This window comes from Salinihabitans flavidus, from assembly GCF_900110425.1.
In the GTDB taxonomy this organism is placed as follows: Bacteria; Pseudomonadota; Alphaproteobacteria; order Rhodobacterales; family Rhodobacteraceae; genus Salinihabitans; species Salinihabitans flavidus.
The window spans coordinates 1-17,045 of sequence record NZ_FODS01000028.1; the positions used below are offsets into that span (position 1 = coordinate 1).

The 17,045-nt window shown below is 58.1% G+C and carries 14 protein-coding genes; 2 read left to right on the forward strand and 12 right to left on the reverse strand.

Translation table 11 applies throughout. The features are described from left to right. Together BMW66_RS16725 and BMW66_RS16730 are read left to right on the forward strand one after the other, a co-directional pair. Nucleotides 1–1,850: DDE-type integrase/transposase/recombinase (locus tag BMW66_RS16725; protein WP_093120139.1), on the forward strand; the 1,850-nt coding region annotated here is incomplete at its 5' end. Continuing rightward, nucleotides 1,850–2,812 carry an ATP-binding protein gene (locus BMW66_RS16730; RefSeq protein WP_093120140.1) on the forward strand — a complete coding sequence of 321 codons (963 nt, stop codon included), beginning with the start codon at nucleotides 1,850–1,852 and terminating at the stop codon, nucleotides 2,810–2,812. The genes BMW66_RS16725 and BMW66_RS16730, both read left to right, overlap by 1 nt. A gap of 248 nt (nucleotides 2,813–3,060) precedes the next feature. Here BMW66_RS16730 and BMW66_RS16735 read toward each other — a convergent pair whose 3' ends face one another. The 12 genes from BMW66_RS16735 to BMW66_RS16790 form a co-directional block, all read right to left on the reverse strand. Beyond that, the gene (locus BMW66_RS16735; RefSeq protein ID WP_093120142.1) at nucleotides 3,061–4,203 is read right to left on the reverse strand and encodes a glycosyltransferase family protein; all 1,143 of its coding nucleotides are present in this window, start codon (nucleotides 4,201–4,203) and stop codon (nucleotides 3,061–3,063) included. A 183-nt stretch (nucleotides 4,204–4,386) separates the two neighbouring features. After that, a complete protein-coding gene (locus BMW66_RS16740) occupies nucleotides 4,387–5,667 on the reverse strand; it encodes an RNA polymerase factor sigma-54 (RefSeq protein ID WP_093120143.1) in 1,281 nt (426 codons plus the stop codon). Beyond that, nucleotides 5,664–6,386 carry a type 1 glutamine amidotransferase gene (locus BMW66_RS16745; RefSeq protein WP_093120144.1) on the reverse strand — a complete coding sequence of 241 codons (723 nt, stop codon included), beginning with the start codon at nucleotides 6,384–6,386 and terminating at the stop codon, nucleotides 5,664–5,666. Before BMW66_RS16745 ends, BMW66_RS16740 begins: the two co-directional genes overlap by 4 nt. 8 nt (nucleotides 6,387–6,394) lie before the next feature. Further along, nucleotides 6,395–7,231 carry an ABC transporter permease gene (locus BMW66_RS16750; protein WP_093120192.1) on the reverse strand — a complete coding sequence of 279 codons (837 nt, stop codon included), beginning with the start codon at nucleotides 7,229–7,231 and terminating at the stop codon, nucleotides 6,395–6,397. 7 nt (nucleotides 7,232–7,238) lie between these two features. Then, entirely contained in the window at nucleotides 7,239–8,105 is an 867-nt protein-coding gene (locus tag BMW66_RS16755; RefSeq protein ID WP_093120145.1) for an ABC transporter permease, read from the reverse strand. Further along, nucleotides 8,105–9,199 (reverse strand): ABC transporter ATP-binding protein, encoded by a 1,095-nt coding sequence (locus BMW66_RS16760; RefSeq protein ID WP_093120146.1) that lies wholly within the window; start codon nucleotides 9,197–9,199, stop codon nucleotides 8,105–8,107. The genes BMW66_RS16755 and BMW66_RS16760 overlap by 1 nt, the downstream gene beginning before the upstream one ends. 79 nt (nucleotides 9,200–9,278) lie before the next feature. After that, a complete protein-coding gene (locus BMW66_RS16765; protein WP_245729524.1) occupies nucleotides 9,279–10,292 on the reverse strand; it encodes an ABC transporter substrate-binding protein in 1,014 nt (337 codons plus the stop codon). A gap of 53 nt (nucleotides 10,293–10,345) precedes the next feature. Further along, nucleotides 10,346–11,824, reverse strand: a complete 1,479-nt coding sequence (locus tag BMW66_RS20875; protein WP_093120149.1) for a sigma-54 interaction domain-containing protein — start codon at nucleotides 11,822–11,824, stop codon at nucleotides 10,346–10,348. Then, complete coding sequence (locus BMW66_RS16775; RefSeq protein ID WP_093120151.1) at nucleotides 11,734–12,924, reverse strand: PAS domain-containing protein; 1,191 nt, start codon at nucleotides 12,922–12,924, stop codon at nucleotides 11,734–11,736. The genes BMW66_RS20875 and BMW66_RS16775 overlap by 91 nt, the downstream gene beginning before the upstream one ends. A gap of 33 nt (nucleotides 12,925–12,957) precedes the next feature. Then, entirely contained in the window at nucleotides 12,958–14,472 is a 1,515-nt protein-coding gene (locus tag BMW66_RS16780) for a glutamine synthetase family protein (protein ID WP_093120152.1), read from the reverse strand. 29 nt (nucleotides 14,473–14,501) lie between these two features. Beyond that, nucleotides 14,502–15,818, reverse strand: a complete 1,317-nt coding sequence (locus BMW66_RS16785; RefSeq protein ID WP_093120154.1) for a type I glutamate--ammonia ligase — start codon at nucleotides 15,816–15,818, stop codon at nucleotides 14,502–14,504. Nucleotides 15,819–15,825: 7 nt separating this feature from the next. Continuing rightward, nucleotides 15,826–17,043: an NAD(P)/FAD-dependent oxidoreductase gene (locus BMW66_RS16790; protein WP_217639330.1), complete on the reverse strand. Its 1,218-nt coding sequence runs from the start codon at nucleotides 17,041–17,043 to the stop codon at nucleotides 15,826–15,828. Nucleotides 17,044–17,045: the final 2 nt, after the last annotated feature.

The window sequence follows — 17,045 nt, forward strand, 5'->3', positions numbered from 1 at the left end:
AGGGAATGGTCATCTACAGAGGAAGAACGCTCGTAGAAAACCTCGAAGTCTACGAAAATCTTGATCCAAATGAGTCGCCGATCGACGCGCTTGTTCCACTGGATCATCTGAAGGGGAATCATACGCCGCGTATCTGTTTTCTGGTTCGGGAATTGATGACTGAAGCGTGGGAGAAGGAAGGATTAGATCTTCGCAGTCCGCTCGTCTCCAATGTCTTGCAATATCTTGAAACCAGCATACGGGAGGAAAACAAGAAGAGAGCACGCAACGACCTGCCCAAGCTTGTGATACCGTCGCACAAAACGGTGTCCAAACATCGGGACGACCTACTGAGTCCGACCGAACTGCTGGTCGCGACCAAAGGGCTTCGTGAAGCTCGGAACAAGCGTGGCCGCGGCAGCACCGACTATCAGGCCCTGATGATCGGTGAGCACGTCCAAATCGATGAGTGCAAAATCTCTTTGATTGTCTCTGCCAAGAATGCGGGCGTGTGGGAGCACCTGTCCAGAAACCAAAAGGACGCCCTCAAGAAATTAGATGAGTATATCAAAACACGCCTGTGGATTCTGGTCATGATCGACGTCGCTACCAGGATGCCGCTCGCATGGGTCATTGCTGAGAATCCAAATGCAGAGGCCACGCTTGCACTGTTCCGGATGGCGACCCGTGACAAGGACCGAGAGAAGCATTTCTATGGATGTAGCGGCCATCCAGCCTCTGCGGTTGGGCTTATGCACGTCAAGAATGACAACGGCCCCGGATTGCGAAACTCGAAAACAATTGGCGCCCTTATGGGCATCGGAAGCGTCAATAGCACCACGCGGACATATGCCGCCACAGACAGGTCAATCGGCGAACGGCTTTTCGGAACGATGGAAATCGACATTTTTCGCGCGCTCCCGGGCTACACGGGTGGACGTCCAGGCGAGTTGCCAGGCTACGACGCCGTGGCCAACGGCGTTCTGACCGTCGAGCAATTGCACGAAATACTGACCAAGTATTTCATCGACGAATATCCATCCATCCGACACTATGGGGTTGGGATGCATGGACGTCGTCCGGCGGAAGTCTACGCATCCGTGAATGCAACGCGTGGTCAGGTTGCACCTATTGACCCCCATGACAGACGCATTCGGCTGGGATGGGAAGAAATGGTCACGCCAACAGATGAGGGCGTGCGCGTCTTCCACGGCATCTGGTTCAACTCAGATAAATTTCAGATCCTGCGGGATCGGTTAAAAGGCAAGGTCAAGGTTTTCATCGATCCTGATGATCTGAACTCGGCGACCGTCGTTCTGCCGGGGGTTAAGGACCCCGTCGAAGTTGCGCTTCAGGTCACGGCGTTCGCGGATATGACACTCCCGGAAGTTCTCAGGCTCATGGCTGAATATCGGCGGGAGGACCCCGACAGCCGTGAAATCTACGAGGACCGCATCATGCGAACAAGGCGGCAGCGCTACGATAAAATCAAAGCGATCGGAGTGGAGCATAATCTGCCGCGCAGCTACTCGACCGTTGCAGAATGCCGGGAGATGGCGAAAGCGGTCTTCGCGGGTGCGCGGGCGATAAGATCTCAGCCTTTGGCGGGAACGACCCGCCCGGGTGAGATCACCAATATCCAACCTGGCGACGGGGTCTTTTTCGTTGGCGTCGATGATAGTTCGGCATCGACTACTGTCGATCCCGACTACGCATCAGATGATGCGGGATCAGGATATGGCGGAACCTCAGACATCGTATCGGCTGAAGGTGAAACAAAGCGAACGAACAAACCGGTCAAGCCACGAAAATCAAAAGAAAACACGCCGGAAACGCTGCTTCGCCCGCAAAACCTGAAAGGTCTCAACTAATGTCATTCATCAATACCAAGATCGTCGAAGTGTCTGCACCTCTCAAGAGCGCCCACTTTCCATTCAATCGGGGAGAAGCTTTGTTCGAAGCTATGTCTTGGTGTGTCACCGACTATTACACAAAGGCGTCAGCCGGAAACCCATTTGAAGCGCGGGGATTGATGGTTATCGGAGAATCCCGCCAGGGCAAATCACGCGAGATCCAGCGCCTCTTGGAACGATTCAACGACGGGTCGGTGGTCATGCCTGATGGGCGGCAAGGGACGATTATCCACTGCATTTTGTCCGGTAAAGTCACTTGGAAAGATCTTGGCCTGAAGGTCTTGCATCAACTTGGCTACCCGCTGAAGGGGCGTCGGACCCAGTCCGATATCTGGGAAATGGTCATAAAATACGCCAAGCTCCAGGGTGTAGTGGGCATCCACTTCGATGAATGCCAGCACGTATTCTCAGAGGACGGCGAAAGGACCAATCAGCAGATACTCGATAGCTTCAAGACTCTGCTCAAGGAGTCACGCTGGCCGCTAATGTTAATCCTGTCTGGCATACCGAGCCTTGCGACGCATGTCGCGAAGGAAGAGCAGCTCTCTCGCCTGCTTCGGACTGTTCGGTTCCAAGAGATCGACTTGTCCTGTCCAGCCGATAAAGACGAGATGTTGCAGTTGACCTTCAGCTATGCGGAACAAGCCGGACTGGATTTCACGCCGCTTGCAACTGAAGACTTCCTTGAACGCCTCGCATTCACCTGCTGCAATCGATGGGGGTTGGTCATCGAGATGCTGATCGAGGCGTTCACTCGAGCCAAGTTTCTGAAAGAAGAAGTCTGCACCAAGGACCACTTCTCCTATGCATACGCCAAGACCTACTCGACCCCGGTCGGATACTCCCCTTTCACCATGCCCAATTATCAGGATGGTTTCGACCAGGCTCGGCTCATAGAGGTTCTCAAGCGAACCAGATAACTGCTGCGAAATCTGGTATGCAGAGGCCCGCCTTGTGCGGGCCTTTTTTTGTCGGTTCTTGTGCGCAAGCTTTCGGTCCAAGTGCGCACGCTTTCGCCAAGCAAGAAAGTTGGCGTTGTGAAAAGGCAATTAAAACCAGTATGTTACACCAGATGCTTGTATTTCGAATCACTTGGGCGCGCATACATTCGCCCCATTGGCACTGGCGCAGCCGTCTGCCGCCGAAGTGTCCCGTGCGGGCCCGCAGGTCAGGTTAAGCGTCGGGCAACACCATCGTGTTCCTGGAAAAGAAAACTCATGTCATCCACGAAGCGGGAGGTTTCCAGATAGTCGCGTATCCGCAGGAATGCTGCCCGGGCAATGCCAGCGGCGTCGTCCGGGTTGGCGAGTATCCACGCAACCTGAGTGCCGATGTCGGAGAAATCCCATTTGACCGGCACATAGGTCACGCCCGCCTTATAGATGTTCGGGAGCACCTGAAGATGGTCCATATCCGGCTTGAGAAGCACCGCACCGAATGCCGCCGCCTCGACATCGCGCCAGCAGATTTCGCCATAGCCGAATGGGCTGAAGCAGATCTTCGAGCCTTTGAGCTCTGCATTGAAGCGGCGCCGGTCTACGAGCCCGTCCGAGACCACCTTGAGTCCGGTCAGGGCGGAAACCGCGTTCGACGCGTGCTGTCGCATGGCCGAGTACCAGGGCGAACCCTGGCTGCCGAGACGGGCGTGCACGTCGATGTCGCGCGGGCCGGCCAAGAGGGCCTCGATATCGTGATCGAGAAAGTAGCGATAGAGATCGGGGGCGGTGAAGAAGTTGGGCGATAGCCGCAGCTTGTCAAGAAAGCCTTCAGGGATTTCCCATCGCGTTTGCTCATCTTCGATTCCGTAGACCCGGTTATAGAAGTCGGTCAGGTTGGTATGCCCGAGCGTGGGCGCATCGTATTGGCCGCGATCACGAAAGAGCGACTTCTTGAGATAGAATTCGATATGGGGGTCGAGAACCGGGGCCAGCCTCAGGTCGTTATGCGCGAAGGAATCAAGGAAGGCGACGACGTTTGCCCCGCCACGTTCGGCCCGCTCGAAGAGCCGTTCGAAGACGGCACGCTCGCGGGTGAACCATAGCTGCATCAGCACGCGGTCAACGTTGGAGAAATCGAGCGTCTCTGCCGTCTCGACGGTGTAGAACCGCAGTTGCACGCCGTGCCGCCGCTCGATCTCCGCCGCGTGCTGCACAAACGGAAAAATCTGCGAATAGGAAATTCGATTCGCCTCAAAGATGACGGCGTAGCGTGGTGCGTTTCCGCGCCTAAAGGGCCGGGCAAGCACACGCCGCGCCACCGGGCCGAGCCCTTTGCGCGCGGCGTGACGGCCGACCTGTTCGAGGACGGTCACCTCAGAACGGTCTTGCGTGAAAGGTCTTGAACATCGCATCATCATAGACTGCGGGCCAATTCTCCCGCAACGCGCGCGACATATGCCTGAGTGTCTGATCGAGTGCGCGTTGCCAATACCACACAAAACCCCTCATCGCGCGTTTGGCTTCGACGTCGCGGGCAAAGGCGGATAGGGGGGCGGCTATTTTAAGTCGTTCTTCGGATCGGCCGTGTGGTGCCTGCGCCGTCGCTCCGCACGATTTCCCAGTCCTGCACGTGCTCTTAGCCTGGCAGTCACGCGCCGCGAAACCATGATTCCTTCACTCGCTAGTTTCTCGGCAATTCCGGCATCCGAAAGGGGGGCGCCGGGCTCCTCTGCTTTGACGATCTCGTTGATGCGCAGAAGGATGGCGGGTTCACTGGTCGGCGGGGCCGTCTGGTCGCGGCGACGCACGCCCCGACAGAAAAATGTCCGCAATGGAAACGTCCCGAGAGGTGTCGCGGCGGCCCCGGAATTGACGATCCGCCCCACCGTGCTTTCATGCAGGTCGAGTTCCGCCGCGACTGCCCGCATTGTGAGAGGGCGTTGAGCGCCCGCACCCTTTGTAAGAAACTCAGCCTGTTCGCGGGCCAGAATCCTTCCGATTGAAAGGAGTGATCGTCTGCGACGCTCAAGGGCCATGATCAGGTTGCGTGCCTCTGACCGTTCTTGAGACAGCCGGGTGCCGGCGGTCCTATGCGCCGTTCCCGGGTCGATCAAGGTCGCCTTCGGCATGGTGTCGGGGTTCACGTCCACCTCCCAGGCGCCGCTTCTATTGTGAAAAACGAGGTCGGCAAGCCGCGGCAACGCGTGGGACGAAGCAAAACACGCCGCTGGTCGGGGGTTTAGCGTGCGCAGTCGTGCCAATGCCGCGGTCACGGAATCCTCAGGCAAATCCACTTCGCGCTGGAGCGCGGCAAACCCGCCTCTTGAAAGACTTGGCAAGGCATCGAGCACACAACGCATCTCCTCGGAAATCGTCTCGGTTTCCTCCAGCTGGAGCGCAAGACATTCCGAAACCGATCTTGCGAAAAGGCCACGCGGTTCAATTTTCTGCAAGGCAGTGAGAATTCGCAGCACCTCTTTGATGGGGAGCCCGCTCCTTTGCGCGATTTCCTCTATTGGACGGATGATGAAGCCGTTGGAATCCATCTCGTCAATCAGTTCCAGCGCCACACTACGATCCTGCGGCGCCGGGACCAGATCAGGCAACTGCGCAAGCACATGCGATATCAGCGACGGAGTTTCAGCTTCGACCGCAATCCCGGATTCAAGCGCGGAGGGGAGGTGCAACTCTATCCACGGGTTGTCAGCGGTTATCTCACGAAGGCTTATCGCCAGTTCGAGATTGGACAATTCAAGAAAGCCGATCGCACGCAGCATGTCCTGACTGAGCTTTAGCCGGGTTTGCTGAGCAAGAACGATTTGCGGGCTGAGTTTCATTCCGGGCTGAGCGTTCTCGATCTTAGGAAATCGGCAATCCCCCGTGCGATCCTCTCCGTATCCAAAGGTCTGTCCAGCCCCGTCTTGGCCGACTCGACCTGCTCTACCGACAAGCGGGAGCCGGCAAACATGTCGAGCAGTTTGGCGAAGAATTCACGTTCAAACTCGGGGTGAAACTGAACTGACATCGCGGGAAAATCATCATAGATCAGCGCCCCATTGGGAGAGGCCGCGTTATCGACGAGGCGTCGGCTATTCGGCGGTTTCGTGATGACCTGATCCTGGTGAATCGACAGAACCTCAAGCGGACCTGCCCCGAAAATGGCTTCGCCATCTGACGTCAGGGTTTGCGTATTGCGGCCCAGAACCCAGCCGCATTCCGCCTTTCTCGCCTCGCCACCGAACGCTTGCGCCATGACCTGATGGCCGAAACAGACCCCGAACAGTGGCACCCGGGCCTCTGCCACCTTGCGGAGAAAGGCCATGAGAGGCGAAATCCAAGGATGGTCGTCGTACACACCCGCTCGCGCCCCCGTGATCAGATATGCATCGAACCGGCGGGGATCTTCCGGCAATGCCGCCGCTGTGACATCTATCTTGTCAAACCGCGCTTCCGGCAGAGCCGGCCCAAGCAGGGCTTCGAGCATATCGACATAGGTGCCGTGACCGGCCAGCTTCGCATCATCCGGGCGGTCGGTTTCAAGTATACAAACCTTCATCGGGCCTCTCAGTGCTTTCGATCCCGCGTGGCGATCACCGCCGCGACAATAAGGATCAGCGAGAACAGAACAATCAGAGTTCCGACGGCGTTGATTTCGGGGGTCACGCCCCGTCGCATCGTCGAATAGATATACATCGGCAACGTGTTGTCGCGCCCGGTCAGGAAGAAGGTCACCGGGATTTCATCGAACGACAGCACGAAGGACAGCAATCCCGCCCCGATCACCGCGGAGCGGATATTGGGCAAGGTGATATGGATGAATGTATAGATCTGGGTGGCGCCCAGATCGGCCGACGCTTCTTCCAGTGACTTGGGAAGCCGTTCGAGCCGCGCCGACACCTGGGTGACCACCACGGCCAGAAGCGCCGTGGCGTGGCCAAGAATGACCGTCTCAAGGCTAAGATCGAAGCCGAGAACCCGGAACAGGTTCAGCATGGAAATACCCGTCACGACGCCGGGCAATGTGATCGGAAGAACAACCAGCCGACGAAAGACAGTTTTGCCCGGGAAATGCAACCGATGCAGCGCCAGCGCCGCTGGCACACCTACAAGAAGCGTCAGCACCGTCGCACAACTGGCCACGTAGAAGCTGTTTCCGATGGCGTCCTGAAGCTGGGAGTTGTTCCACAGGCGCTGATACCATTCCAGCGTGAATCCTGACAGCGGCCATGTCAGCGAACGGGAGTCGTTGAAACTGAAGATGATCAGAATCCAGATCGGAATATAGAGAAACGCCATCAGGATCGCCACAAAGGTCATGAACGCTGTATCGGCGGCAAAGCGTTGCACCACGCTACGCTTTTTCTTCACGGGCGCGGCAACCCGCGGGGTACTAAGGGTCATGACCATATCATACCTCTTTGGGGCTATAGTGGCGTTCAACACGCCCTGAAAGCGACAGAACCGTCAATACGATGACAAGAACCAGAATCGACAAGGCGGACCCCATCGGCCAGTTCAACGCAGTCCCGAACTGCGTTACGATAACGTTGGCAACCAGATTGCCATCCGGCCCGCCAACCAGGAACGGCGCGACGAAGTCGCCGAACGTGAGACAGAAGGTCATGGTGAATCCCGCCGCGACACCGGGTATCGACAGGGGCAGTGTTATCCGCAGAAATGTCGGTATCGGTCTCAACCCGAGATCAGCGGAAGCCTCGACAAGATTGCGCGGGATCTTTTCCAGAGCGGTATAGATCGGCATCACCATGAACGGGATGAAGATATAGGTGAGCGTCACGACCATCGCGAACTGATTGTAGAGGAACATATCCGACGGCTCCGACAGAATGCCGATGCTCATGAGAAAGGAGTTCAGGACTCCTTCGGTCCCGAGGATCGTCTTCCACACATAGGCGCGCAGCAGGTAGCTCACCCAAAGCGGCGCGATAACCGCCATGTAGAGCCATGTTCGCAAAGCCTGCGATTTGCAGCGGAAGGCCAGAAAGTAAGCGAAGGGATAGCCAAGAAGAAAGGAGAACAGCGATACCAGAAGTGAAACCTTCAGCGTGCGTATCAGAACCTTGGAATACTGCGGATCCGTAAACAGCGTGAGGTAGTTGCCGAACTGAAAATCAGGACTGAATGTCGGGTACTGCTTGGTCCAGAAGCTATAGGTGGCGATGATGGCATAGGGCAGCAGCATGAACACCGAAATCCATAGTAGCGGAATGCCCAATACCGCCACTCCCGGCAGCTTCTCGCTCAAAAACCGCATTACGCCACTCCCTCATCGAAGAGAAAGATATTTCCCGAAGAAAGCGCCATGCGGACCGGGTGACCAACCGGGGGCACCTGTGAATCGGCCAGCCGATCCGGCAGAAGACTGTCGACGTAGACACGTCCGCCACCCTGAACAGCCACGGACAGGCGCAGACCCAACCCGTAGTATACCACCTCGGCTATCTCACCGGGGATCTCGTTGTCGCCGGTTTCGCCATCCTTGAGAATGCGAACCTTCTCGGGGCGGAAGCCGACGGTTATGGCATCACCAGCCCGGCGGTGCGTTTCGCCAACGGCTTCGATTTCGACTCCGGCAACGGAAATTCGCGTACGGTCCCCGTCAACTCGTGCTATCTGGGCGTCGAGAAAATTCGTCGTTCCGATAAAATTCGCCACATAAGGAGAATTGGGATTATCGTAGAGCAGATTGGGGGAGCCTTCCTGCGCAACGCGGCCACTGTCCATGACAACGACGCGATCCGACATCACCAACGCTTCGGTCTGATCATGGGTGACCATGATGAAGCTGATGCCGACCTTTTCGTGCAGGTGTTTCAATTCAAGCTGCATCTGCCCGCGCAGTTTCGCGTCCAGCGCCGAAAGGGGTTCATCCAGAAGCAGAACTTTCGGTCTGCGCACGATGGCCCGGGCAAGTGCGATACGCTGACGCTGACCGCCTGAAAGCTGATAGGGGTGCTGATCAATCTTGTCCTCGAGACCGACAAGACTGAGGGCCCCCTGAACACTGGTTCCGATTTCCGTGCGGTTGAGTTTCTTCAGCTTGAGGCCATAGCCGATATTCTCCCCGACTGTCATGTGCGGAAACAACGCATAGTCCTGAAACACCATGTTCACATCCCGCCTGTGCGGGGGGTCCCAGGTGACGTTTTTTCCAGCTAGCCAGATCGCGCCGTCTGTCGGGTCTTCGAAGCCCCCGATCATCCGAAGCAACGTTGACTTGCCGCAACCGGATGGGCCCAGAAGCGTGACGAATTCCCCGTCTTCGACCGCGAATGTCACATTATCAACAGCAACGATGCTGCTGGAGTAGTGCTTGGACAACCGATCGAGTTCGATAATGGAGGCCATCTGCCTCTACTCCCTCTCTGAGTGGGGCGGAGCGCCAATGGACACGCTCCGCCTTGTTTCTGGTTCCTGTCGTCCGGATCTACTGTGCTTTCACCGAGTTCCAGGCATTGAGATAGGCCTCGAAACGATCCCCGAGCGGAGCCCAGATCAGCAGGCTGTCCAGGTATTCGGGATCATCCTGATGCAGGGCCTCGAATTGCTCATCGGTCATGCAAGAGCGTGCCGCCTCTGCATTCGCCGCCGAATACCCATTCACATTGGCCACACCGCACTGTCCTTGCTCTGAAAGCTGCATGTTCAGGAACTTGTACGCGCATTCGCGATTGGGGGTGTTCTTGACCACCATCCATGAATCCATCCAGCCCTCTGCGCCTTCCTCGGGGATAAACTCGGTGACCTCGATTCCTTCTGCCGCCAGAAGCGAAGACTGGTAGCCCGCCCAGGTATTGGAGATGATAACCTCACCCGCCTTGTAGAGATCCACCAGCTCACCGGCCGTTGACCAGTATTTCCGCACCAGCGGTTTCTGCTCTATCAGGGACTCTCTGGCGGCGGCGATCTGTTCGTCAGACAGATTGTAGATATTCATGTCGCCGTTTCTGCGCGCAGCGACGTAGATCGAGCTCTTGTCATCCCAGAGCGAAATCTTTCCTGAGTTTTCTTCACTCCACAGAGCGTCGAGCGATGTTGGCGGCTCATCGAAGGCTTTGTCGAGATACATGAAGGCAATCGCGCCCCAACTGTAAGGCATCCCGTAGTACTCGCCGTCCCGCTGTATCCCGTCGAGGGCGAGAAACTTGGGATAGATGCCGTCCCAGCCCTCGATCATGGATGGATCAAGGGGCTCGACCAGATCAAGATCGATCATCAGCGCAGTCGTGTCGATCGAGGGTGTGATAAGATCATAGACACCGCCGCCGCCCATGAGCTTGGGAGCGAAATCGTCATTCGAGCCGACATAAGTCGCGTTGACTTCGCACCCGCTCTCTTCAACGAACTGGTCAAGGAAGGAGGAATCGGCATAGCCCTCCCAGGTCAGCACGTTGAGCGTGCCCTCCGCCAGTGCCGGGGCGGCAGCAACGGAAAGAGCCATCGTGTATGATGCTATCATTCTGATTTTCATGGTTGTTATCCTCTGTTGGTTGATTATCGGTTTCTTGTTTTTCTTGAGATTGTGGCGATATCGACGCCAAGAGCCGCGGCAGCCTTTCGTTTGCTGCCGTGTATACGGATTGCATCCTTGATGATCCGCAATTCATACTCCGCGACTGCCGCTCTGAGATCCAGGCCCGCGGAAAGGTCCGGCTGCCCGTCCGGCTGCGCTGGCGGTTCTTCAGGGGCCAGCGCCATAAGGCGGCGGGGCATTTCATCCTCGTCCACCCCGAGCACGGAAATTTGCTGAATGAGGTTCCACAGCTCGCGGATATTGCCCGGGTAGTCATACGCAAGAAGACGCGCGCGCATATCCTCGTCGAGCACAAGGGGAACGGAACGGCGCTTATTGATCGCGGCAAGAAATCTGTCGACCAGATACCCAAGAATTTCGGGCAACTCGCGCAGGGGCCGCATGGGCATGTTGACGACCGCAAGTCGATAGTAGAGGTCCAGCCGGAACTGCCGCTCCTCGGCCATCTCGGGCAAGTCGCGGTTCGTCGCGGAAATCACACGCACATTCACGCGGCGCGGGCGCGTCCCGCCAATTCGGGTGATAACCCCGTCCTCCAGAAAAGACAGAAGCTTGGCCTGAAGCGGCAAAGGGATTTCGCCCACTTCATCGAGAAACAAGGTCCCCCCTTCAGCAGCTTCGATCAACCCCTTCTTGCCGTCGGTGGAGGCGCCGGTAAACGCACCTTTCTCGTAGCCGAAAAGTTCAGATTCAAACAGACTCTCGGGGATCGCGGCACAGTTCACCGCGACAAACGGATCTGTGGCTCCAGCGACAAAGGCATGCAGATGCCGGGCGACCTCGGTTTTGCCGACCCCGGATTCGCCGGTGATGATTACGCGCGCACCCTGCACCAGCGCCCGCTCCCCGCGTGAGAGCATCCGATCGAGCCACGGAGAAATGCTGCGTTGCCGCGCGAAATCCGGCCGTATCCGGTGATCCGCCGCGCCTGGAGTTGCGACTGGATCCCGTCGTCCCTCTGCCTTTCTGCGAGCGTGATCGAACACCGCCAGATCACGAAGCTGGATGACGTGGCCATCCGATTGTCCGGTGGGGTCGGCACGACGAAGCGTCACGAAAACCGAGCCGACGGCATCCCCCCTCAGAACGACGTTGCCGTTGCGCCCGGCCTCGATCATCTCCTCCAGAAGCACCCAGTTGAGCGAACTGTCACGGCAAACCTTGCTGAAGGATCGGTCCACGATCTGTTCGGCCTCAAGGCCGAGGATCACTCGGGCCTCGCGATTGCAGAAAACGACCCGCCGTTCGCCGTCGAGCACGATCAGCCCGTCCGGAATCGCGTCAAGGGCCTCTGTGACACCAATGCCGACCTTGGTTTGGGGTGGCTTGATCACGCGCTCTCCCATCCTTAGCCCCGTGCCTGCTCGGCGGCAGAAGCGTTTTCTGCACCGGGCAGCCGCGCCGATCCAAGCCGCATACGAAAACTCACGACCAGACATTCCTCGGTGTTGAGCCGGACCGACCGAACCGAAAGATCCGCCTGTGCGGGCCGGTCCGGGCGTCTCAACTGGACGGGAATAATGCGTGTCGGATGTCCTGGAACCTGCTCTGCCGCGCTGTCGAAAAGGTCGGGCAGAGCGAGCGCCGGGGTGAGCAGATCCCTCAGCCTGCACTCAAGAAGGGTTTCGTGCGACATGTCGAAAAGTTCTTCTGCCGCGGCATTCGTCACGAGAACCTGGCCCTCGTCATCCACGACCAGTATCCCTTCGGGCAGGCCGGATAGAACCGTCTCAAGGGTTTGTATCTGCTCGCGCAGCACCGCATTCCGGCGCGCATGCTTTGACACGTCCCGCACCGTGCCCCACATGCGATAGAGCAGGTTGCCCCGGACCTGACCGCGGACATCGTTCTCGACCTCGATATAGACACCATCGTACCGCAGATCGCGGGACGGCGATCCGATTATGTTGAAATCCGCATGGATCAGCTGGCGAATGAACGCCTCGTTTTCTTTGCTGCGCGGAAAGGTCTCGTGGACGGGACGCTCATTGAAATCCGCACCATCCGGCGTCCGGTAGAGCCGGGCCATTGCCGCGTTGCAAAAGCGCCAGCGCGGGCCATTCTCGAAAACCTGCCGGATAATCTCCTGTTCGGGGGCGGAGAGATCAACGGGTTCTCTCCATTCCATGCACCATCCTGCATCGTCAGACGCTTCCAGAATAGAACCGAGGATCTCATTCTCCTCTGCCAGCCTTGCAAGGTCCTTCAGGCTGCCCGCGCGTGGCCATTTCACAGTTCGCAAACAAGTTTGCCCTGCGTCATCCTGAACGAGCGTAGCAATGGCCGTTGCCTCGATCAGACCGCCATCCCGGCACCGCATATCGAGCGACAGGACATGTGGCCCCGGATCGGTCTGCGCGAACAGCCCCTGAAGTTGTTCGCGGTCTGCCAGCGGATAGATCAGTGACCAAGGTTGCCCGGCCGCCGTTCGGGGCTTGAGTCCGAGCCTGCGCTCTTGGGTTTCGCACGCATGGGCAATCAACCCGTCACGGCAAAGCGTGTCGGTCATCTCGGTTCGGTCTGTGATGTGTTTGCCCATGCGGATCTCCTTCGTTTGCGGACTGGGTACAGGTCAGGGCACGCAATGCAGATACTGGTCCACATCCCAGTTGGTGACTTCACGCAGGAAGCGCGTCCATTCGTCCTGCTTGTACTCGTTGTATACATCGTAAAGTCGGCCTGGCAGCGCAGAACGGATCACTTCATCCTTCTCCAATGCGATGAGAGCATCCTTCAGATTGAGTGGAATGAGTTCGACATCACCACCTGATTGCCAGACCTCCGTAACATTGCGCGATTCCGGCGCGCCGGGGTCGATCTTGTTGCGAATCCCGTCGTCGATCGCCTTGAGAAGAGCACTACAGAACAGGTGCGGATTTACCATGCTGTCGACGGCCCGGAATTCGAATCGGTCGGGGGACGAAATACGGATCGTGCAAGAGCGGTTCTGAAGCCCCCAGTTTGCACCAATCGGGGCCCACAGACCATAATCGTTGAAGCGCCGATAGCTGTTAACGGTCGAAGCACCGATCGACGTAAGCGCACCGATATGTTTCAGCGATCCACCAAGCGCCCAGTGGCCAAGCTCGGACGGCAACCAGGTGCCATCCGTGCCTTCGAACATGTTCACTCCGCCTTTGGAGTACATCCAGTTTTCTTCCATCCCCGGAAGTTCCCCGGGTACCAGTTCCTGCACTTCCCGCCCGCCGTCTGACCATAGCGAGCAGTTATGGTGACAGCCATTGGCCGCGTAACCCATGAACGGCTTCGCCATGAAGCAGGCAATCAATCCCCGCTGCCGGGCGACTTCTGCACAGATCTGGCGATAGGTCGTCATCCGGTCGCAGGTCGCAAGCGCATCATCAAACTGATAATTGAGTTCGATCTGGCCGGGAGCATCCTCGCAGTCGCCCTGGATCATATCGAGGCCCATGGCACGGGCGTAGTCTGAAACCTGCATCCAGAGGTCGCGGGCCTTCTCAAACTGTCCGATATGGTAGGCGAGCGGCTCGGTGATCCCTTCATAGGGCTGCACTTCACCTTCCTTCGGTTTGAGCCAGAGCATTTCAGGCTCCAGCCCGACACGCAGGTGCAGTCCGTTGTGCGCTGCGCGAAACTCGCGGTCGAACCGCTTGAGATTGCCGCGCGTATCGTATTCATAGTAGGCACCGGGGCAATCGGGTTCTTCAAGACTGTAAAACAGCGTGCAGAACACCCGGGCAACACGCTTGTCCCATGGCAATTGCACAAAGGTGTCGGGATCGGGCAGCGCAATACATTCCATTGCGTTGGCATCGAAGCCGATCAGTTCCCCCTTGAAATTAGGCAGAACGTTGGTGACCCCGCCCATCCATGTCTGCACGCCCTTTCGTGCCTGCGTTTCCCAGTGGCGCGCGGGCGCTGCCTTTCCCATGACCCGGCCGGTAATGGAAATGTACTGGTAATAGATGTAGTCAACGCCAAGTGTATCGATCTTCCGGCGGACCCGTTCCACCAGTTCCGCGCGGCCCGGTGCATCCGCTTCGCGATGGTAATCAGTGTCGGTATTCTGAACCACCTTTGTTCCACCTCTGATCTGGGTATTCATCGTTGTCTCCCTGTCGATGTTGTTTTCATTCAGCCTTCGAGATACCTGCCGCGCTCCTGCGCACTTACAGCCTTGGCAAGGCTGGCGTGTTCGGCGCGACAGGCGGCCGCGAAATTCCTTGTGAACGGCTCACCGAAGATTCGTTGGGCGTGGTCTGAACCGGCAAGACGGTCCGCCGCTTCTGCAAGATCGCGCGGAAAGCGCTGTGCCCCTTCAGGCACGAAATCAGGGCCTGCAGCTTCTGCCGGGGCCGGCACAGGTAAGTCGCGCTCGATACCGTCAAGTCCGGCACCGAGCATCAGCGCCATAGTAAGGTAGGGGTTGCAGTCGGCCGGCGGGACGCGGAATTCGAGGCGTGCGCGGGATTCTTTGCTGGGCACAGATCGCACGGCGACTGTGAACGGATATTCCGCCCATGTCAGAGACTTCGGCGCCCAGCTTCCGGGCGCAAGACGGCGATAGCCGTTCACGCTTGATGTGCACATCGCAAAGGCGTCGGGCACAACTTCCATCATCCCGGCGATGAACTGCCGCGCCAACTTGCTCGTAGTCCCTTGCGGGTTGGAAAAGAGGTTACCTCCCGTCGTCTTGTCCTTCAGGCTGAGCGTACAGTGGCCACCTATGCCCGGGTAGTCGGCGCCGATATACGGCATGAAGCTGATCGTTTTGCCTTGCTGACGGGCAAAGCTGCGTGCCGCCATCCGTAGGAACGCCGCGTCATCTGCTGCGCGCAGCCCCTCGGTTGCGCCTAGTGTCGCCTCAAGGCAACCTGGCCCAAGTTCGACACCAAGTCCGTAAAGCGAGATGTCGTGATCCAGAATCTCCGCCTCCAGGCCGGCGATGAAACCCGCATGAGCATTGGCAGTGCTTCCCGACCAGCACTTGTTGTCGGCAGCAAACTTGCCGAGTCCCTCAAATTCCTTCTCGCGAACCGAGTTGGCATCCTCATCGAGAACGATCAACTCGAACTCGAACGCGCCGTCGACCTTATAGCCCAGCCGTTCCGCCCGCTCGATCTGCACACGCAGAACCTGTCGCGGCATCAATTCTCGCGCCTCCCCGGACAACTCGGCAATGACCGAAACCGCGTTCGGCTCCGAAGGGTTGCGCCGCATGGACTCTGCGTCAATCTCCAGCGTCTCAGTATAGTAGGATGTTCCGCCGAAAAGCTCATCGGTGCTGTCCCAATAGGCTAAAACATTGGCAAAGCGCGCATCTTTCGACCAGTGAAGGAACTGTTCCTTGCGCAGACGCCGTTCGCGGAAAACCGAGGCATAATCGAACTGGCCGACATGCACGACTTCGGCGCCGAATGAGTCGAGTGATGCTTTCAGGGCATTTGTCATTGGATCCTCATGCGCTCATGGTTTGAATTGTGGCCTTGTCGAGACGGGCATGATGCCGGGCAAGCGAATTGGGACGGGCGCCAAGTCCGACCACTGCCACAAGCTCTCCGCGACGGGCGTATTCCACGATGATCGGCGCCTCGCCGACCTGGCTCAAATCGCCTTCGATAACGGTTTGCGTGTCGGCCAGGGCCGGGGCACCGAATGATTGCAATCGCATCCCGTGCTGTTCACTCCAGAAACTCGGCATCGGTGCAAAACCACCAGACGGTGATCTGCCCTCGCTTAGTGCCGAAATGGTTTCTGCCGCACGCCGGGCGGTTTGTCCCGGTACGCACCAGTGTTCGACCCGGCGGCAGGTTGCATCGAAGCGCAAGTTGGCAAAGCGCGCGATGTCACCCACGGCAAGCATGTTGCTGCTGCCGGCGGCGATCATCCTGTCATCGACAAGCACCCCATCAGAAAGATCCACTCCCGTCCCGGTAAGCCATTCGGTATTCGGAACCGTCCCGAGCGCCTCAACGATCACATCTGCTTCGAGCGCCTCTCCGTCATCCAGCACGACGTTCCCGTTGCTGAAAGAATGAACCCTGCGCCCAGTCAGAAGACGTACACCGCGGCGGCGATGCAGATTGCCCATTGCCGCCGCCACGCGAGTTCCCAACGCGTGCAGCATCGGCTGTGGCTCCGGTTCCACGATGGTGACATGCAGGCCCAGCTTGCAAGCGGTCGAGGCGATCTCGCATCCTATGAAGCCCCCGCCGATCACCGCCATCCGGGATCCGGCCCGAAGCCGACCGGCAAGGCGGCACGCATCATCAAAGCCGCGCAGGACATACCGACGTTCCTCTGCCCCCTTCTGCGGAAGATGGCGCGGACGCAGCCCGGTTGCGGCGATGATCCAGTCGGCGGAAACGCGCGCTCCGTCGGCAAGTCGCAACTGGCCACTTTCCACTGACACCACGGCGCGACCGAGCCGAAGATCCACATCGCCGGGGCTCAGCTTGCTGCGCAAGAGTAGCTTCTCAAGTATCTGCTCCTGCGACGGATGACCCGACGCAAGCCCTTCGATCGCATCCTTGGAAAGAGGGGGGCGGTTGTAGGGTGCGTGGCGTTCTTCGCCGACGAGGACGATCCGTGCGTTCGGCAGCGCGGCCCTGAGAGCCTCCGCCGTTCGCACCCCCGCAAGCGAGGCCCCGGCAATCGCGATTCTGGGTGAAGTCATTC